The organism is Pseudarthrobacter sp. H2, assembly GCF_050157045.1.
In the GTDB taxonomy this organism is placed as follows: domain Bacteria; phylum Actinomycetota; class Actinomycetes; order Actinomycetales; family Micrococcaceae; genus Arthrobacter.
In genome coordinates, this window is the sequence record NZ_CP189594.1 from 1864040 (window position 1) to 1881586 (window position 17547).

16 protein-coding genes are annotated in these 17547 nt (G+C 68.6%); 5 read left to right on the forward strand and 11 right to left on the reverse strand.

What is annotated here, in order from left to right; all coding sequences use genetic code 11:
• Nucleotides 1-36: 36 nt before the first annotated feature.
• Nucleotides 37-1593 carry a circularly permuted type 2 ATP-grasp protein gene (locus tag ACQCSZ_RS08825; protein WP_427007636.1) on the reverse strand — a complete coding sequence of 519 codons (1557 nt, stop codon included), beginning with the start codon at nucleotides 1591-1593 and terminating at the stop codon, nucleotides 37-39.
• 139 nt (nucleotides 1594-1732) lie between these two features.
• Here ACQCSZ_RS08825 and ACQCSZ_RS08830 point away from each other — a divergent pair, with 139 nt between their 5' ends.
• Nucleotides 1733-2797, forward strand: a complete 1065-nt coding sequence (locus tag ACQCSZ_RS08830; RefSeq protein ID WP_427007637.1) for a YeiH family protein — start codon at nucleotides 1733-1735, stop codon at nucleotides 2795-2797.
• Between the two features lie 28 nt (nucleotides 2798-2825).
• Entirely contained in the window at nucleotides 2826-5540 is a 2715-nt protein-coding gene (gene pepN / locus ACQCSZ_RS08835) for an aminopeptidase N (protein ID WP_427007638.1), read from the forward strand.
• 25 nt (nucleotides 5541-5565) lie between these two features.
• Here the strand turns inward: pepN and ACQCSZ_RS08840 are convergent, their stop codons facing one another.
• The 7 genes from ACQCSZ_RS08840 to ACQCSZ_RS08870 all read right to left on the reverse strand — a co-directional run bounded on the left by ACQCSZ_RS08840 (nucleotide 5566) and on the right by ACQCSZ_RS08870 (nucleotide 12811).
• Nucleotides 5566-7077: an FAD-dependent monooxygenase gene (locus ACQCSZ_RS08840; RefSeq protein ID WP_427007639.1), complete on the reverse strand. Its 1512-nt coding sequence runs from the start codon at nucleotides 7075-7077 to the stop codon at nucleotides 5566-5568.
• Between the two features lie 133 nt (nucleotides 7078-7210).
• Entirely contained in the window at nucleotides 7211-8569 is a 1359-nt protein-coding gene (locus ACQCSZ_RS08845) for an IS4 family transposase (RefSeq protein WP_427004280.1), read from the reverse strand.
• A 171-nt stretch (nucleotides 8570-8740) separates the two neighbouring features.
• Nucleotides 8741-9847: a lipoate--protein ligase family protein gene (locus ACQCSZ_RS08850; protein ID WP_427007640.1), complete on the reverse strand. Its 1107-nt coding sequence runs from the start codon at nucleotides 9845-9847 to the stop codon at nucleotides 8741-8743.
• A gap of 119 nt (nucleotides 9848-9966) precedes the next feature.
• Nucleotides 9967-10224, reverse strand: a complete 258-nt coding sequence (locus ACQCSZ_RS08855; protein WP_024365679.1) for a type B 50S ribosomal protein L31 — start codon at nucleotides 10222-10224, stop codon at nucleotides 9967-9969.
• A gap of 141 nt (nucleotides 10225-10365) precedes the next feature.
• Nucleotides 10366-11175: a TrmH family RNA methyltransferase gene (locus ACQCSZ_RS08860; RefSeq protein WP_427007641.1), complete on the reverse strand. Its 810-nt coding sequence runs from the start codon at nucleotides 11173-11175 to the stop codon at nucleotides 10366-10368.
• A 49-nt stretch (nucleotides 11176-11224) separates the two neighbouring features.
• Nucleotides 11225-12010 (reverse strand): sulfite exporter TauE/SafE family protein, encoded by a 786-nt coding sequence (locus ACQCSZ_RS08865; RefSeq protein WP_427007642.1) that lies wholly within the window; start codon nucleotides 12008-12010, stop codon nucleotides 11225-11227.
• A gap of 15 nt (nucleotides 12011-12025) precedes the next feature.
• Nucleotides 12026-12811 carry an ABC transporter ATP-binding protein gene (locus tag ACQCSZ_RS08870; protein ID WP_427007643.1) on the reverse strand — a complete coding sequence of 262 codons (786 nt, stop codon included), beginning with the start codon at nucleotides 12809-12811 and terminating at the stop codon, nucleotides 12026-12028.
• A 187-nt stretch (nucleotides 12812-12998) separates the two neighbouring features.
• On the opposite strand from ACQCSZ_RS08870, the gene serB reads away from it, so the two are divergent.
• Nucleotides 12999-13916, forward strand: a complete 918-nt coding sequence (gene serB / locus ACQCSZ_RS08875; RefSeq protein WP_427007644.1) for a phosphoserine phosphatase SerB — start codon at nucleotides 12999-13001, stop codon at nucleotides 13914-13916.
• A gap of 85 nt (nucleotides 13917-14001) precedes the next feature.
• On the opposite strand, the gene ACQCSZ_RS08880 is transcribed toward serB, so the two are convergent.
• Nucleotides 14002-14754: an SDR family oxidoreductase gene (locus tag ACQCSZ_RS08880; protein ID WP_427007645.1), complete on the reverse strand. Its 753-nt coding sequence runs from the start codon at nucleotides 14752-14754 to the stop codon at nucleotides 14002-14004.
• A 334-nt stretch (nucleotides 14755-15088) separates the two neighbouring features.
• On the opposite strand from ACQCSZ_RS08880, the gene ACQCSZ_RS08885 reads away from it, so the two are divergent.
• Both ACQCSZ_RS08885 and ACQCSZ_RS08890 read left to right on the forward strand, forming a co-directional pair.
• Nucleotides 15089-15427 (forward strand): DUF6278 family protein, encoded by a 339-nt coding sequence (locus ACQCSZ_RS08885; protein WP_427007646.1) that lies wholly within the window; start codon nucleotides 15089-15091, stop codon nucleotides 15425-15427.
• A gap of 173 nt (nucleotides 15428-15600) precedes the next feature.
• Nucleotides 15601-16086 carry a hypothetical protein gene (locus ACQCSZ_RS08890; RefSeq protein ID WP_427007647.1) on the forward strand — a complete coding sequence of 162 codons (486 nt, stop codon included), beginning with the start codon at nucleotides 15601-15603 and terminating at the stop codon, nucleotides 16084-16086.
• Between the two features lie 322 nt (nucleotides 16087-16408).
• On the opposite strand, the gene ACQCSZ_RS08895 is transcribed toward ACQCSZ_RS08890, so the two are convergent.
• Both ACQCSZ_RS08895 and ACQCSZ_RS08900 read right to left on the reverse strand, forming a co-directional pair.
• The gene (locus ACQCSZ_RS08895) at nucleotides 16409-16840 is read right to left on the reverse strand and encodes a DUF309 domain-containing protein (protein ID WP_427007648.1); all 432 of its coding nucleotides are present in this window, start codon (nucleotides 16838-16840) and stop codon (nucleotides 16409-16411) included.
• Between the two features lie 266 nt (nucleotides 16841-17106).
• Nucleotides 17107-17526 (reverse strand): Hsp20/alpha crystallin family protein, encoded by a 420-nt coding sequence (locus ACQCSZ_RS08900; protein WP_427007649.1) that lies wholly within the window; start codon nucleotides 17524-17526, stop codon nucleotides 17107-17109.
• Nucleotides 17527-17547 lie beyond the last annotated feature (21 nt).

Consider the following 17547-nt stretch of genomic DNA (forward strand, 5'->3'; position numbering starts at 1 on the left):
GGGTCAAGAGGGGAAAGTACGACGCCGTGCGGCCGGTCACTGCTGCTGCTCCGCCTGGCGGTCGCGCCAGTTGCTCTCCACGGGCCAGACCGAGACCCGCTCGCGGACCGTGATGGCCTCGCGCGGCAGTGCTTCCACCGGCACCTGCGGGGAGTCCGCGAGCACCCAGGTGTCCTTGGAACCGCCGCCCTGGCTGGAGTTCACGATCAGTGAGCCCTCCTTGAGCGCCACGCGGGTCAGGCCGCCGGGCAGGACCCAGACGTCGTCGCCGTCGTTCACGGCGAAGGGCCGCAGGTCCACGTGGCGGGGGCCGAACTTGTCGCCGCTGAGCGTGGGGACGGTGGACAGCTGCAGGACGGGCTGCGCGATCCAGCCGCGGGGGTCGGCGATGACGCGTTTGCGCAGCGCCTCCAGCTCCTCCCTGGACGCGTCCGGGCCGATCACGAGGCCCTTGCCGCCGGAGCCGTCCACCGGCTTGACCACGAGTTCCTCCAGCCGGTCCAGGACATGTTCCCGGGCTTCCTTCTCCTCGAGCCGGAAGGTGTCCACGTTGGCGATGACTGGCTCCTCGCCCAGGTAGTACCGGATCAGCTCGGGCACGTAGCTGTAGACGAGTTTGTCGTCGGCGACGCCGTTGCCCACGGCGTTGGCGATGGTGACGCCGCCGGCGCGGGCGGCGTTGACCAGGCCCGGGCAGCCGAGCATGGAATCGGCGCGGAACTGCAGCGGGTCCAGGAACTCGTCGTCGATCCGCTTGTAGATGACATCGACGCGCTGTTCGCCCGCCGTGGTGCGCATGTAGACGCGGTTGCCGCGGCAGATGAGGTCCCGGCCCTCGACGAGTTCCACGCCCATCAGCCCGGCGAGGAGTGTGTGCTCGAAGTAGGCGCTGTTGTAGACCCCGGGGGTCAGGACCACCACGGTGGGGTCGTCGACGCCGGAGGGGGCCGTCTTGCGCAGGGCGGACAGCAGCCGCCGGGGGTACTCTTCGACCGGCCGGATGAGCTGCTGGCCGAACGCCTCGGGCAGTCCCTTGGCCATGGCCCGGCGGTTCTCCAGGACGTAGCTGACGCCGGAGGGGACCCGGACGTTGTCCTCCAGCACCCGGAAGGTGCCCGCGGCGTCCCGGACGACGTCGATCCCGGAGACATGGACCCGGACGCCGCCGGCGGGCTCGAAGCCGTGCACCTGGCGGTGGAAGTGGGCGCTGGTGGTGACGAGCTGGCGCGGGATGACGCCGTCGGAGACCACCGTCATCTTGTCGTAGACGTCGTTGAGGAACGCCTCGAGCGCCCGGACCCGCTGGGCCACGCCCTTCTCCAGGACGGTCCATTCGTGCGCCGGAATCACCCGGGGCACGATGTCCAGCGGGAACGGGCGCTCCTCCCCCGCGAAGTCGAAGGTGACGCCGCGGTCCAGGAAGGTCCGCGCCATGGAGTCTGCGCGGGCGGTCACATCCGCGAGCGAGAGTTCACGAAGGGCCCCGGCAAGCTGCCCGTAGGACTCCCGGGCCTGTTGCCCCGGGGTGAACATCTCGTCGTAGGCGCCGGTGCGGCCGGCGGCCTCCGAGTAATCCTGGAAAAGGTCAGACATGGGTTCTAGCCAACCATCTTTTTGTTTCTAAATCATTTCGAGGGACCGGCGGCGCCATCCCGGCGGGTGCGCGTGCCGCGCCGGTGCCGCCGCGGTGCCGCGTTTCGGTTTCCGCGTGCGCGTACGGCAAGGTAGGCAGGTGCCTCCGTTCAGTCCGAAACCCGCAGGAGCGTCCGGGCCCGGCGCCCCGCGCCTGGTGACAGCCGCCGCGCGCCTGCTGGCCGACGCCCCGGGCCTGCTGGCCGCCGCGGCCGCCGTCGGGCTTGCCCTCGCCGTCCATGCGCTGGTTCCCGTGCTGCCGGCGATGACCCTTGCCGTGCTGCTCGGGCTGCTGGCCGCCAACCTGCCGGGGGTGGGCGCGTGGACGGCCGGTGCGGCCCGGCCGGGGCTGGACTTCGCGGGTAAACACCTGATGCGGGCCGGAATCGTGGTGCTGGGCCTGAAGGTCAGCCTCGTGGACGTGCTGGGCCTGGGCTGGCAGGCCCTGCTGCTGATCACCGGCGTGGTCCTCGCGGCCTTCGCCGGCACCTACGCCATCAGCCGGCTCTTCCGGCTTCCGCCCCGGGTGTCGCTGCTGATCGCCACGGGCTTTTCGATCTGCGGGGCCTCGGCCATCGGGGCGATGGCCGCCGTGCGCCGGATCCGGCAGCCCGAGACGGTGCTCCCGGTGGCTCTCGTGACCCTCTGCGGCACCCTCGCCATCGGGGTGCTGCCCCTGCTCGTGCAGCCGCTGGGGCTCAGCCCGGAGGTATTCGGGGCGTGGGCCGGTGCCTCGGTCCACGACGTCGGCCAGGTGGTCGCCACCGCCCAGACCGCCGGCGCCTCGGCGCTGGCCGTCGCCGTCGTCGTCAAGCTCACCCGGGTGATCCTGCTGGCGCCGATGGTCGCCGCCGCGGGCCTGCACCACCGCCGCTCCGCCGACGACGGCGCCGCGCTTCCGCCGGTCGTGCCCCTCTTCGTCGTCGGCTTCGTCGCCCTGGCGGCGCTGCGCTCCACCGGCTGGCTTCCCCTGCCGGTGCTGGACGCGGCCGCCGTCCTGCAGGACCTCCTGCTGGGGATGGCACTGTTCGGCCTCGGCTCGGCCGTCAGGGTCGGTGCGCTGCTGCACACCGGCGCCCGGGCGCTGCTGGCCGCGCTGGCTTCCTGGCTGCTCATTGCCGTGCTGGGCCTGGCGGCAGCCGCGCTGATGTTCCCGGCGCGCTGACCGCAGGCGTGCATGGTTAGATAGCGGGGTGTCGAACCAGAACCTGCGCCGGGATGAAGCCGCAGCACGCTCCGCCCTCATCACCACCCACAGCTACGACGTCTCCCTGGACGTCCGGCACGCCGCGGACCCGGAAACCGCCGGCTACCCGAGCCGCAGCGCCATCACCTTCTCCGCCGCCGAGCCCGGTGCCTCCACCTTCCTGGACTTCATCGCCGCCGAGGTGCACAGCGTCTTCCTCAACGGCAGGGAACTGCCGGTCGCCGACGTCGTGGACGGCTCCCGGATCCGGCTCGACAACCTGCAGGCCGAGAACCAGGTCACCGTCACCGGCACCGCGCTCTTCAGCACCTCCGGGGAGGGCATGCACCGGTTCTTCGACCCGGCCGACGGCCAGTGCTACCTCTACACCCAGTACGAGCCCGCCGACGCACGCCGGGTCTTCGCGAACTTCGAGCAGCCCGACCTCAAGGCCGGATTCACCTTCCATGTGCTGGCCCCCTCGCACTGGCAGGTGTCCTCCAACGGTGCCGAGACGCTCCGCACCGGGCTGGCCGGCGACCCGGCCACCAGCCGCTGGGACTTCGCCCCCACCCCGGCCATGTCCACCTACATCACCACCGTCCTCGCCGGGCCCTACTTCAAGGCGGAGGACGCCTGGAGCCGCACGCTGAAGGACGGGAGCACCCTGGACGTGCCGCTGGCACTGTACTGCCGGGCGTCCATGGCGGCTTCCTTCGACGCCGGGGCGCTGTTCACGCTGACCAGGAACGGCCTGGACTTCTTCAATGACCTCTTCGACTTCCCCTACCCCTGGGGCAAATACGAGCAGGCCTTCGTGCCGGAGTACAACCTGGGCGCGATGGAAAACCCGGGCCTGGTGACCTTCACGGAAAGCTACGTCTTCACGTCCCGTGCCGCCGACTCCCAGTACCAGGCCCGCGCCAACACGCTCCTGCACGAGATGGCGCACATGTGGTTCGGCGACCTCGTCACGATGGCGTGGTGGGACGATCTGTGGCTCAAGGAATCCTTCGCCGACTACATGGGCACGCTGGGCGTGGACCGGACCACCGGCTGGGACACCGCGTGGGTGAACTTCGCCAGCAGCCGCAAGGCCTGGGCCTATGTGCAGGACCAGCTGCCCACGACGCACCCGATCGTCGCCGACGTCCCGGACCTCGAGGCCGCAAAGCAGAACTTCGACGGCATCACCTACGCCAAGGGCGCCGCCGTACTCAAGCAGCTGGTGGCCTATGTGGGGTTCGAGGCGTTCATCGCCGGCTCCCGGCAGTATTTCAAGGACCACGCCTACTCCAACACCACCCTGGCCGAGCTGCTCGCCGCCCTCGGCGCCTCCTCCGGCCGGGACCTCGCCGGCTGGGCCCGCCAGTGGCTGCAGACCTCCGGCATCTCAACACTCTCCGCTGAGATCGAGGAGTACGACGGCGGCGGCACGGGCCCCGTGCTGGGCACCGTGACGGTGGTGCAGGACGCCGAGGACCCCGTCACCGGAGCGCAGGAACCACGGCCGCACCGGCTCCGGATCGGGCTCTACAACCGCGACGCCGCGGGCGCCCTGGTCCGCACCGGCAGTGTCGAGACCGATCTCGACGGCGCCCGCACCGCCGTCCCGGAGCTGGCGGGGATGCCACGGCCGGCCCTGCTGCTGGTGAACGACGACGACCTCAGCTATGCCAAGGTCCGGCTGGACCCGCACTCCGAAGCCACGGTGCGCAGTTCCCTCGATGAGCTCAGCGACCCGATGGCCAGGGCCCTGTGCTGGACCGCGCTGTGGGACTCCGCCCGCGACGCCGTCACGCCGGCGGCCCGCTACGTGGACGCCGTGGAACGTTTCAGCCCGGCCGAAACGGGTATCGGCGTGCTGCTCACCGTCCTCGGCAACGCCTCCACCGCGATCGAACGGTACGTTCCCGCGGCGGAACGCGACGCTGTGCGGCACGGGTTCCTCACCACGGCGGCCACCGAGCTGGAGGCCGCCGGGCCGGGCTCGGACCGGCAGCTGGCGTGGGCGCGGACCCTGGCCGCCACGAGCCGCTACGACGCCGGCGCCCTGGACCTGGTCCGCGGCCTCCTGGACGGCAGCACCGTGATCGAGGGGCTCGCGGTGGACGCGGAACTCCGCTGGAACCTCTGGCATGCGCTCGCCGCCCACGGCCAGGCCGGCCCCGGGCAGCTCGACGCGGAGCTCGCCCGGGACAACACCGCCGCCGGCAAGTCCGGCCACGCCACGGCCCTCGCCGCCCGCCCCGACGCCGCGGTCAAGGCCGCCGCGTGGGACGCCGCCGTGCACGGGACGGCCCTGTCCAACCAGCTGCTCAGCGCCACCATCGCCGGGTTCAGCACCGGGGCGGCCGCACTGCTGGCCGCTTTCATCGACCCCTATTTCGAGTGCCTGGAGCAGGTCTGGGCGGGGCGCAGCATCGAGATCGCCAGCCGGATCGTCCGCGGCCTCTACCCGGCCGGGCAGGACCTTGCCGGGCAGGACCTTGCCGGGCAGGGCGGGACTCCGGACGCGCACGCCGTGATCGTCCGGACCGACCAGTGGCTGGCGGAGCACCCCGACGCCCCGCGGGCCCTGCGGCGCATCATCATCGAACAGCGCAGCATGCTGCACCGGGCCCTCACAGCACAGGCCCTCACAGCACAGGCCCTCACAGCACAGCCGCTGACGGAGCAGCCACTCGCGCAGCGCCGGGCCTGGGACGTGTCTCCCAGCTAACAGCATGACCTCGGAAGCCGGTGCGCTACGCCGCGGCAGGCGGTCCGAACCAGGTGGTGAGCGCGTCTGCGAGCCCCGGCTGGTCCCGGTCTCCCACCCAGGCCACATATCCGTCGGGACGGATCAGCACGGCGGTGGGAGCAGCGACCTCCCCGAGTGCCGGAAGCTCCCACGTACCACCGTATCGGGCGTCGATCAGCTGGACCCGGTCCGGCCGCGGAGTGGTGTCGAAGCCGCCGGGCTCACCGAGGTTGAGCAGGACGGGCCGTGCGTCGTGCAGCAGGGTGAAGACCCGCAGCGGACCGCCCGGGGTGACGAGGTCGAGATCGGGCATGCGGCGTCCGAGCAGCGGGTGACCCTCGCCGCCGTCGTAATGGCCGACGTCGTAGTGGATGTCCAGACCGGACTGCATCGCGGCAAACCGCTTGCGCGGCTCCTCCATGCTGAGCAGCTCGGCGACGGTGTCGCGCAACGCCTCGATGCGGTCGTCGGCGCGCATGAGCGCGACCTGCGCCATCGTGTTGCGCAGCACGCGGGCGGCGACCGGGTGGCGCTCGGCGTGGTAGGTGTCCAGGAGGCTCTCCGGCGACGTCCGGTTGACCACCTGGGCCAGCTTCCAGCCCAGGTTCACCGCATCCTGTACGCCGGTGTTGAGGCCCTGTCCGCCGACTGGGGAATGCACGTGCGCCGCGTCGCCGGCCAGCAGGACGCGCCCCTCGCGGTAGGCCGCGGCCTGCCGGGTCATGTCGGTGAACCTGGAGATCCAGGTGGGACTGTGGATCCCGTAGTCGGTCCCGTAGACGGCGATGAGGCCCTCGCTGAGATCGCGCAGGGTGGGCTCGCCCGTGTCGACGTGCGACTCGGTCAGCATGACCCCAACCGTCCCCCCTGGCTTGTAGGCGACCTCGCCGTCTTTGATCTCGTACTCGACCTTGCCGAGGGCGTGCATGCCCGAGGGAGTGCGGCGGATTCCCAATTCCGGCTCCTCGGTCATCTCGACCTGGGCGATCAGGCTGCTGGTGGTCGGATCCCACCCGGGGAACCCGATGCCGGCTGCCTTGCGGACCAGGCTGCGGCCGCCGTCGCACCCGGCGAGATAGTCCGCCCGCAGCGACCGGCCGTCGGACAGCCCGACGTCGACGCCGGTGCCGTCCTGCGCGATGCCGGTGACTTCACGTCCGCGGTAGATCGTCACCGGCAGTTCTTCGACCCAGCCAGCCAGGATGCGCTCGATGTGGTTCTGCCACAGCCCGAGCCCGTAGGGGTGCCGGGTGGGAAAGTCGCTGATGTCCAGACGGACCGATGCGAAGCCCGCGACCTGGGCCACCTGTCCCTGCGAGAGGAACCGATCGGCGATTCCGCGCTGATCGAGGACCTCGATGGTGCGTGAGTGCAGACCGCCTGCGCGCGAGCCGGGGAGGTCCTGGCTGGCGCGCCGCTCGACAATGGCGACGTCGACGCCCGCCAGCGCCAGCTCGCCCGCCAGCATCAGCCCTGTCGGGCCTCCGCCGGCGATCACCACCGCATGCCCGGTCATCGCCGCTGCACCGCGGGTCCCACCACGGGTCCGACGTCCCCGCGCGACCCATACGTCGACAACAACACATGCATTTCGCTACTCCCGTTCTCCAGGTTCTGGCCTTCGGCGGTATAACGCCAATGCCGTTCGGTTAGGGGCCGGGATCCGGTGTCAAGATCCTGGTGTCGAGTGTCGCGGGATAGGTCCGACGGTCGACATCCCGTTCCTTGGCGCGGTACTTGGAGATCGCGCGTTTGACCACCCGGGGCCGGGAGCGGATGCGGCGGGCGGGCAACGGTTCGGCCAGCATGGCCGCCCCGATGCGACCGACCAGGTCCACCACGGTTCCGCTGAGGATCCCGCGGGCCTGGACCACCTGGTCGCGGGCGGACCTCAGTCCGATGGTGAAGGACAGGCGGTCCGGATCGATCTCGGGATGCCGCAGCGTCACATCGGTCATCGCGGTGCGCAACACCTGGTAGCAGGACAGCAGCGCCCAGGTCTCCTGGATGACCGCGGCAGGGTGCCGGCCGCGCAGCACCCGGCCGTTCAGGATGCGTGATTTCAATTCGCAGTAGGCCGTTTCGATCTCCCAACGCTCATGGTAGAGCCTGACCAGTCCCAGGGCGGGAGCCTGGATCGGGTCGAGCAACGTGGTGACCAGCCGGTATTCGGCGGTGAGCGTTTTGGCCTCGGTGGTGACCGTGAGTTCGGCGTCGATGACCCGTACGCGTTGGCCGGCGGCATGGGAGAGGTAGGAACCGTCGGCCAGCTGCTGAAGGACCGGCAGTTTCATGGCGCTGAGACCGGTCCTGGCGCGGAAAAGGAAGTCCGCGCCCGTTTCGGCCACTTCACGGAAGAAGCCGTAGGTGGCGAAGTTCCGGTCCCCGAGCAGCACCATGCCCGGTTGCAGGCAGGAGATGAGCTGCCGGGCGTAGGTCAGCTCGCCCACGGCGTCGGTGCCGAAGGCCGCGTCGATCACCGAACGGGTCCCGGCCGTGAGGATCGCAACCAGCCGGATCATCGGGTACCCGGCCTCCCCGTTGACGCCGCCGCGCGGCTTGGGGTACCTGGCCCGGTTGGCCTCGGTATCGGCCACGGCCATCTGCGTGCCGTCGATGGCCACGACCAGCCGGCCAGCGAACCGGGTCACCTGCCGGGACCCGCACACCGCAGGGCCCTTGAGAAGGGTGAACAGCTCACGCAGCGGGGCCGTTCCCACCCGGCGCATGGCCTGGCTCAAGGATGAGGCCGAAGGTGTCTTCACCGGTGCCGGCGGCCCCGTGACCAGGCGTGAAAAGACCTGCTTCCAGCCCTGGTCGGCGAACAGGACCCCGGCGAGCAGCAGGTAGATCACCACCCGTGAGGGCAGCCTGCGCACCCGGCGTTCCCGGCCTCCGGCGGCCTCGAGCGCGGCATCAACCATGTCGAAGGGAACGACACGGGTCAGCTCGCCCAGATGCCCGGGTGCGAATACCCCCGGAGCGTGATTGATGGCAGAATCGGGCATAGTGGCTCCCGTGGGGGTGGATCAGTCTTGGTGGACCGAACTACTCAAGCAGGAGCCACACCCATATCCCCACGGACACGCCGATTCGACGGGACTTGACCCTGGACCCGAACGCCTAACCGAACGGCATTGGGTATAACGCGGCACGATCCGGGGCTTCCCGTCCAGGTGCTAGGGAACCCGGTGCAGCCATTCCGCGGTGCCGAACTTTGACTCCACCCGGGCCCGCGCGGCATCGAGTTCGGCCCCGGTCAGTTCCGACGGCGTCGCGGCGTAGCGTTCGGTGAAGACGTCCATCATCGCCGCGACGATCTCGGTGCGGGCCAGGCCGGTCTGGCGCCGCAGCGGGTCCACCCGCTTCTTCGCGCTCCGGGTGCCCTTGTCCGAGAGCTTCTCCTTGCCGATCCGCAGCACCTCGACCATCTTCTCGGCGTCGATGTCGTAGCTCATCGTGACGTGGTGCAGCATCCCGCCGTTGGCGAGGCGCTTCTGCGCGGCTCCCCCGATCTTTCCCTGCTCCGTGGCGATGTCGTTGAGCGGCACATAGAAGGCGCTGATGCCGACCTTCGCCAGCGCCGCCATCACCCAGGCGTCCAGGAAGGCGTAGGAGTCGGCGAAGCTGATGCCGTCCACGAGGGTCTGCGGCAGGTAGAGGGAGTAGGTGATGCAGTTGCCGGCCTCCATGAACATCGCGCCGCCGCCGCTGATCCGGCGGACCACGCTGATGCCGTGCCGGGCCACGCCCTCGGGGTGGAGTTCGTTGCGGACCGACTGGAAGCTGCCGATCACCACGGACGGCTCCTCCCAGTCCCAGAAGCGCAGGGTGGGGTTGCGCCGCCCGGCGCCGACCTCCTCGGTGAGGACCTCATCCAGGGCGACGTTGACGTGGGTGGGCAGGACCGAGGGGGCGATGATGTTCCAGTGGTGGTCGTGCCAGCCGGTGGCCTTCGCGAGGGCGCGGCGGACGGTGACCGCCACGGCGTCGGCGGAGAAGCCGAACAGGACCGCTTCGGGAGGCAGGGCCGCGGCCACCGCGTCGGCGATCTCCGCGGCGCTTGAGCCCTCCGGCAGCCCCGTGAGCGCCCGGTTGATCTCCGGCAGCGCCTCGTCGGGTTCGAGGAAGAAGTCACCGCTGAGCGAGACGCGGGCCAGGTGCCCGTCCACGACGTCGAAGTCCACCACCACCAGCTTGCCGCCCGGGACCTTGTACTCACCGTGGTGGCGGCTGCCGCCGTCGTCAGCGCCGCGGAAGTCCTGGGGCGGGGGAAGGGATGTCATGCCCTCAATCCTGCCACTCTGCCGCCGCGCAGCCGCCGCGCCCAGCGCACAACACAGACGCAAAGAAGCCCGCACCGTAACGGTGCGGGCTTCTTTGCAAAAGACCTTGGGGAAGAATGTTACTTCTTGCCGCCGAAGCCCTTGAAGCGAGCGTTGAAGCGCTCGACGCGGCCTGCAGAGTCCATGATGCGCTGCTTGCCCGTGTAGAACGGGTGGGACTCGGACGAGATTTCGACGTCGATGACCGGGTAGGTGTTTCCGTCTTCCCACTCGATGGTCTTCTTGGAAGACACGGTGGACTTGGTCAGGAACTTGACGCCGGAAGCCAGGTCGTTGAAAACAACAGCTTCGTACTTCGGGTGGGTATCAGACTTCATAATGGGACCTTTGTTCGCACAACTGGATTTTGCCAGCTGCCAGGTATGAATGGGATGGCGGTTCGGTGCCCGGGGGCACGTTGCAGCCAGCTACCTATTCTAGCGGATTTCCGCAGCGCGGACGACCACCCCGGCGTTCCGTCAGTCCCGGGGCCGCAGTTCCCAGAAGGCGACGGCCGACGCGGCCGCGACGTTGAGCGAGTCGACGCCCGCGCGCATCGGGATCTTCACGGCGAGGTCGACGGCGGCCAGGGTCCCTTCGCTCATCCCGGCGCCTTCCGTGCCGAGCACCAGGGCCAGCCGTTCCGGCTGGCGGGCGGCGAGGTCGTCGAGGCCGACGGCGTCTCCGGTCAGCTCCAGGGCCGCCACCGTGAAGCCATGCCGGCGGAGCACCGCCAGGTCCCCGGGCCAGTCCTGGAGCCGCGCCCACGGCACCTGGAACACGGTGCCCATGCTGACCCGGACACTGCGCCGGTACAACGGGTCCCCGCAGCGCGGCGAGACGAGGACGGCGTCCACGCCCAGGGCCGCCGCGGAGCGGAAGATCGCGCCGACGTTGGTGTGGTCCACGATGTCCTCCAGCACGGCCACCCGCCGGGCCCCGGCGAGGAGGTCCGGCAGCGGGACAGGGGCCGGGCGGTGCATGGCGGCCATCGCGCCGCGGTGCAGATGGAAGCCGGTGATTTCCTCGAGGAGGGCCGCGGAGCCGATGTAGGCCGGCACGTCCGGGTACTGCGCGAAGATGTCCGCCAGGTCCTCCCGCCACTTTTCGGCCAGGAAGAAGGACCGCGGCCGGTGCCCGGCTGCGAGGGCGCGGCGCAGCACCCGGGAGGACTCTGCTATGTACAGCCCTTCCACGGGTTCCCTGAGCTTGCGCAGGTGCACATCCGTCAGCTGCGTGTAGTCGGAGACCCGCGGATCGTCGGCGGAGTCGAGGTAGTGGAAGGTCATGGGCAGGTCATTTCAGCACGTTATTATTTGGGCAGGTCGTTTGGGCACGTCATTTGAAGAGGTTGGCGATCATGAAGCCCAGAGCCACAATGCCCAGCGTGAAGATGACCCCGCGCAGGACCGCCGGTGAGAGCCGCCGGCCGACCTTGGAACCGATTACCCCGCCGATCAGGGAGCTGACGGCGATCAGCCCCACCGCCGCCCAGCTGATCCGGCCGAAGGCGAAGAGCAGGTAGGAGGCGGCGGCCACGATATTCACGCCGAGCACCAGGATGTTCTTCATGGCGTTCGCGTTCTGGATGGTCCCGGCCATGAAGACACCGAGGATGCCGACCAGCAGGATCCCCTGGGCCGCGACGAAGTACCCGCCATAGACGCCGGCCAGGTAGACGAGCACCACGAGCAGGATGCCGTGGCTGCGGTCGCGGAGGGCGTGCTCGGGGTTCTGCTCCCGGTTCCGGACCCATTGCTGGAGCCGCGGCTGGAAGACCACCATCAGCAGGGCCACGATGATCAGCACGGGAGCCGCGTAGCCGAAGACCTTCTCGGGCAGGTGCAACAGCAGGTAGGCGCCGGTGATGCCGCCCAGCAGCGAGGCCGGCAGCAGCCGGAGCAGCGCCCTGCCGCGTCCCGCGAGTTCCTTGCGGTAGCCCCAGGCCCCGGCGGCGTTGCCGGCCACGAGGCCCATGGCGTTGCTGATGGAGGCAGTGACGGGCGCGTAGCCGAGCGCGATCAGCACCGGGAAGGTCACGAGCGTGCCGGAACCCACCACGGAGTTGATGGTGCCCGCCCACAGCCCGGCGAAGAAAATGAAGACGCTGTTGAGGTACTCCACGCGCTCAGCGGCCCGTCAGCGGCGGGCGGTGGCGGTGTACCGCCCGGCGGCCTCGCTGACGTCCAGCGGCAGGCCGAAGGTTTCGCTCAGGTTTTCGGCGCTGAGGACCTTGGCGATGGGGCCGGAGGCCACCACGCCGCCGTCGCGCATCAGCATCGCGTGGGTGAAGCCGGGCGGGACCTCTTCAAGGTGGTGGGTGACCAGGACGATCGCCGGGGCGGAGTCGTCCAGGGCGAGTTCGCTGAGCCGGTGGACGAGGTCCTCGCGTCCGCCCAGGTCCAGCCCGGCGCCGGGCTCGTCGAGCAGCAGCAGTTCCGGGTCCGTCATGAGGGCGCGGGCGATCTGGACGCGCTTGCGCTCGCCTTCGGACAGCGACGCGAACGGCCGGTTGAGCAGCGGGCCCATCCCCCATTCGTTGAGGAGGCCGAAGGCGCGGCGTTCGTCGTCCTTCTCATAGCCCTCCCGCCAGCGGCCGGTGACGCCGTAGGCTGCGGTCACGACGACGTTGAGGACCTTTTCCTGCTCCGGGATCTGGTTGGCCAGGGCAGCCGAGGACAGGCCGATCCGGGGCCGCAGTTCGAAGACGTCGACGGCGCCGAGGACTTCCTCCAGGATGCCGGCCATGCCGCTCGTGGGGTGGAGCCGCGCCGCGGCGATCTGCAGCAGAGTGGTCTTGCCTGCGCCGTTGGGGCCCAGGATCACCCAACGCTCGCCCTCTTTGACCTGCCAGTCCACCTTGTCCAGGAGGGTCTTTGCCCCACGCACAACGCTGACTGCGGCCATTTCCAAAACATCACTCATAGGAGTAGACACTAGGACAAAAGAGCGGACGACTGATAACCGGACCGCCGGCCCGGCAGTCCGGCGTCGTCCGCGGGTTCCGCGGCCGCCCCCGGGCAGGCGCAGCAGCGCCCCCGCAGCGTCACGCAGCCGGCCCCGAAGCGCAACGAATTCGGGCCGCCCGTGCCCGCTCGCTAGGATTGCAGCCATGAGTTCGCACGTGACCGCGGTCAGCTATGGCCTGAAACTTTCCCTTCCCGAAGTGCAGCGCCTGCGCGCGCTGCTCGCCTCAGCGGGGCTTGCCTGCGACGCGGAAACACGCACCGGGGACGGCCGCTTCGAGGTGCATACCGCGGACTGCGCGCTGGAGTCCGGCGCCGGATCGTCCGGCACCGCACTTAACGGCGCTGCGCTGGCGGGGCTCCGCCGGGCCGTGGCGGACAGCGGGGTCGACGGCGTCGACGTCGCGCTTGTTCCTGCCGCCCTGCGGAACGCGCCGCGGAAATTCCTGATCATGGACGTCGACTCGACCCTGATCCAGCAGGAGGTCATCGAACTGCTGGCGGCCCATGCCGGCAAGCGGGAGGAAGTGGCGGCCGTGACCGAGGCGGCCATGCGCGGCGAACTGGACTTCGCCCAGAGCCTCCACGCCCGGGTGGCGGTGCTTGCCGGGCTGCCGGCCGGCGTCGTGGATGCGGTCCGTGCCGAGGTCAGGCTCACCGACGGCGCGGCGGAGCTCGTCGCGGCGTTCAAGGCGGCCGGACACGCGGTGGCCGTGGTGTCCGGCGGCTTCAACCAGATCCTCCGCCCCATCGCCGAGGGCCTCGGGCTGCACTACTGGATCGCCAACGAGCTCGAGATCGTCGACGGCGCGCTGACCGGCAAGGTGCTCGGCGACGTCGTCGACCGTGCGGCGAAGGAGAAGTACCTGCGCGAGTGGGCCGCCGCGGAAGGCATTCCGATGGAGCACACCATCGCCGTGGGCGACGGCGCCAATGACCTGGACATGCTGGGGGCCGCCGGAATCGGCATTGCCTTCAACGCCAAGCCCGCGGTCCGCGCCGCGGCGGACGCCGCCGTGAACCTGCCCTACCTCGACGCCGTGCGGCACATCGCCGGGGTGTGACCGCGCTTCCTGAACGTTTGGATACTGCAAAGGCCGGGGCAACCGCCCCGGCCTTTGCCGGTTCTGCTGACCGGGTCAGCCCAACTTATTCGGCGTTTTTGCCGAAGTAGTCGCCGCCGCCGACGTATTCGGTGTGGCCGGTGGCGACGTCGGCCGTCACCATTTTGGCGACCTCCGCTCCGAACTCGGACACCGAGTAGAGCCGGCCGGCTTCGGCGCGGCGGGCCTCGATGGCACCGGGGTTGGAGCGGTCCAGGAGGGTCGCCGTGACCGTTCCCTCGATCATGTCGCCGGAGACCACGACCAGCGAGATGCCCTTCTCGGCGAGGTCCGGCACCAGCCCGCGGAGGGCGTCCTCACCGGCACGCTTGCTGCGGGCCACCGGCTCGTACTCCGGCATGGTGGGCACCGTGTTGATGAAGTGGGCCTGGTGACTGGTCACGAAGACCACGCGGGAGCCTTCGGGCATGAGCGGCACGGCGGCGTTGAGCATGTTGACCTGGGCGTCGCGGTTGAGCTTCAGGGCGTAGCCCTCTTCCATGCCCGATTCCATGCCGCCGGAGGCGTTGAGCACCAGGACGTCGAGCGAGCCGAAGTTCTCCATGGCGGCGCTGGCCAGTGCCTGCACGCCCTCCTGGGTGGTGAGGTCGGCGCCGACAGCGACGGCGCGGCCGCCGTTGGCTTCGATCTCCGCAACCACCTTGTTGGCCCGCGGCGCCTTCTGGCGGTAGTTCACGACGACGGCGGCACCCTCGGCGGCGAGGAATTTGGCGACTTCCGCGCCGATTCCCCGCGATGAACCGGTTACGATCGCGGTCTTGTTGTCCAGCAGTCCCATTCGAGCTCCTTTGTTCCAAACATCCAAATACTGTAGGTCTGCAGTCCATCATGCCAGCGGGCCGAGACTTTTCAGTTGTCCGGGATCCACAAAAAAGCAGGGTCCGAGGAGAACCGGTACGGCAATTCACGCTCAGCGGTCATGCGGCGTCGTCTGCGCGTTTGATGGCACGGCAGATGGTTGAGCGCGCTACCGCGAAGAGTCCGGCAAGTTCCACCGTTGTGTGTGTCCCGGCCCGGTGGACGGAGACCAGGTGTCACGAAGGGCTTCGCTGGATGCCCATTCTGTTGCGGAGGCAACAATTAGGGCGGCGTTAGACGGGGAGTCGATAGCAATGAGTCGCTCCCAGGCGAAGGGGGTGTCCCTTTCTCGTTCGCGACAGGGACTCACCGCACTTGATTCTCTGATCGAGGGCTCAGAGGACAAAATGGATTTGACGGCACTCTCCAGAGCTATCGGAATGTTCTACGGAGACGTCCTGACGCACACCATCCCGGGCGCCCACTGGGAAGTCATCGAAGAAGGCTTTCCGAACGTCCGGAAAAGCAGGAACACAAGCGCCTCGGTCATCCATGTCGCTCAAAGACGGCCGAACGTGGGCATACCGACCCTCGTGATGAACTACGATCACGCCCTTGACCTGATCGACGGCGAGCCACTTCAAGGTCCCTGACACCCGGCAATGGGCAAGTTAGGCAACATGGTGGGGTGTCACTTCTTTGGAAATGGGTCTCTGCTAGAGACCCTAAGGCATGAATCAGGTGGGGATTTAGTTGCCGATCCCTATACGCTCCGTCCGTCGTATGCAAGGATGGGGAAATTAACCTCCGGGGGGATGGGGTATCGATGATGATCACAGGCAAGCTCAAATACACAGCAACTACCGCAATGCTCGGGCCGCTCTGCGTCCTAACAGCCTGTGGCGTGGACACGCAGCAGTCCGCCACCACGCAGTCTTCAGCAGCCTCGCAACTCACCGTATTCGGCTCTATCGACGATGCCCGTCGAGCCGTTGCCAAAGTCATTGGCTGCGAGGAAGAGCCCAAGACGGACCCAATCATCAACCCGGAACTGGCAGGTTACACAGCCGATTACGCCGTATGTGCAAACCGTGTCCAGGTCGAATGGTTCAAGACCGAAGAAGCGCGAAATGCCGAGCACCAGCTGTACAGCGACTCCACCCAGCCTTTGGCCATCGTGGAGGGCAAAAACTGGATGGTCGTGGACATGTCCGAGGCGCTTCAGGAGCCTCCAAGCGGTAAGGACCTGAAGGGACTGGCGAAAGAACTCGGCGGCGGGTTCAGATCCCTGAACGGCGTCAAATCGTCCTAGTAGGCATGTCAGCGGTGCTATCCGGATGCTCAGTCGAGCCCGGTTCAATCGCCGAATCAGAACGTCAGGGTGGGCCTCCTGCGGAAGCAATCACCGCTCCGGACGGTGAGAACGTTGCCGCAGCTGCCCTCCCACAGCGCTGCCATTGCGCGAATTAGTCCCTGATCCGTCGCATGGGCCGACCACTTACAGGACGTTCTGGTAGTGCTCCACGACGGGACGGGATCGTAGAAGTGGTGCAGCAGAGCGCGCCACTTCAGCAGTCCCCCGGAAATAGTCGCTCCGCCGCTGGCCGCGCGGACGCTGGCCGCTGGCCGCCGGCTCAGCGGCCGGTTCGCATCCGATCACGTGCGCAACCCACAACGGCGGACAAGTCGAGCCCGTAGGCCGGCCCTTCGCCGGAACCGTACTCCTCGAGTCGGGCCGCACCGCGCTCGAAGAGCCGGAGCGCGCCAACGCTGTTCCCCCGGGCGGCGTGGGTGAGCCCGACGCAGATCTGGGCGAGACCTTGCCAAAGGTCGCGTTCTTCGGCCGGCCCGGCTTTCCAGCGGGCCTCGAGTACCTCATGGGCGGCGAAGGGCCGGCCGGCTTCGACCAGGCTCCGGGCCGAGACCAACGTCTGGGCCGGCGGCAGCGGCTCCTCCGAGACCGGCTCGACGCCGGCACTTCCGTACGGCAGCGGCCGCCCAAGAGCGTCACGTGGCCGGGCCTGCCGCGGGCGCCTTGAAGCATCCCGATCCCTGTCACCAGTCATTGCAGTTTCCGCCCTGAGCGTCCCCGAACGTTACTAACCTTCATACGCCCAATAGTAAGACCCGGCCCTTGGAACACCCGTTCCGCCGCAAAGGATGCCGTCCCGCTGATCGTCCCGTTTATGGGCTGCCCGGCGAAGAGCGGATAGGTCTCCTCATATCGGTCTTGAGTCCCCTGACATCGGCGGCCATGCTTCGCTTGCCGCGATCCGCCGCCGGTACCAGGCGTTAGTGAGACGTGGGCGCCGGGGCGGCCGGGGCCGCTGCCTCAGCCGTGTTCGATCCTGATCTTCTTCGCGGTCGCGTCCGGCGCCGTCGTGGGAGCCGGGGCCCGGACCTCCAGGACCCCGTCCTTATAAGTGGCCGTGACGTCCTCTTCCTTTGCCCCGGCCGGCAGCGCGATGCTGCGCGAGAAGGAGCCATAGCGGAACTCGGAGCGGTAGCCTGACTTGCTCTTGTGCTCGGATTTCTCTTGGCGTTCCGCTTTGATGTGCAGCATGCCTTCGCTGACGGAGACGTCGACGTCCTGGTCGGGATCGATCCCGGGCACCTCGGCCCGGACCACCAGGGTGCTGCCGTCCAGGAACTGTTCCACCTTCATCGACGGCGTCATCGGCAGCTCGCCCTCGAGGAAGCGGCGGATCGGCTCCAGCACTTCCGAGGGAGAAAACTTGCTGAGGTCAGCCATGATAATCCTCCTGATTCCATG

Coding starts and splice junctions, on each gene's coding strand:
- ACQCSZ_RS08825 (WP_427007636.1), bottom strand. CDS start 1,593: ATGTCTGACCTTTTCCAGGATTACTCGGAGGCCGCCGGCCGCACCGGC.
- ACQCSZ_RS08840 (WP_427007639.1), bottom strand. CDS start 7,077: ATGACCGGGCATGCGGTGGTGATCGCCGGCGGAGGCCCGACAGGGCTG.
- ACQCSZ_RS08845 (WP_427004280.1), bottom strand. CDS start 8,569: ATGCCCGATTCTGCCATCAATCACGCTCCGGGGGTATTCGCACCCGGG.
- ACQCSZ_RS08850 (WP_427007640.1), bottom strand. CDS start 9,847: ATGACATCCCTTCCCCCGCCCCAGGACTTCCGCGGCGCTGACGACGGC.
- ACQCSZ_RS08855 (WP_024365679.1), bottom strand. CDS start 10,224: ATGAAGTCTGATACCCACCCGAAGTACGAAGCTGTTGTTTTCAACGAC.
- ACQCSZ_RS08860 (WP_427007641.1), bottom strand. CDS start 11,175: ATGACCTTCCACTACCTCGACTCCGCCGACGATCCGCGGGTCTCCGAC.
- ACQCSZ_RS08870 (WP_427007643.1), bottom strand. CDS start 12,811: ATGAGTGATGTTTTGGAAATGGCCGCAGTCAGCGTTGTGCGTGGGGCA.
- serB (WP_427007644.1), top strand. CDS start 12,999: ATGAGTTCGCACGTGACCGCGGTCAGCTATGGCCTGAAACTTTCCCTT.
- ACQCSZ_RS08880 (WP_427007645.1), bottom strand. CDS start 14,754: ATGGGACTGCTGGACAACAAGACCGCGATCGTAACCGGTTCATCGCGG.
- ACQCSZ_RS08885 (WP_427007646.1), top strand. CDS start 15,089: ATGAGTCGCTCCCAGGCGAAGGGGGTGTCCCTTTCTCGTTCGCGACAG.
- ACQCSZ_RS08890 (WP_427007647.1), top strand. CDS start 15,601: ATGATGATCACAGGCAAGCTCAAATACACAGCAACTACCGCAATGCTC.
- ACQCSZ_RS08895 (WP_427007648.1), bottom strand. CDS start 16,840: ATGACTGGTGACAGGGATCGGGATGCTTCAAGGCGCCCGCGGCAGGCC.
- ACQCSZ_RS08900 (WP_427007649.1), bottom strand. CDS start 17,526: ATGGCTGACCTCAGCAAGTTTTCTCCCTCGGAAGTGCTGGAGCCGATC.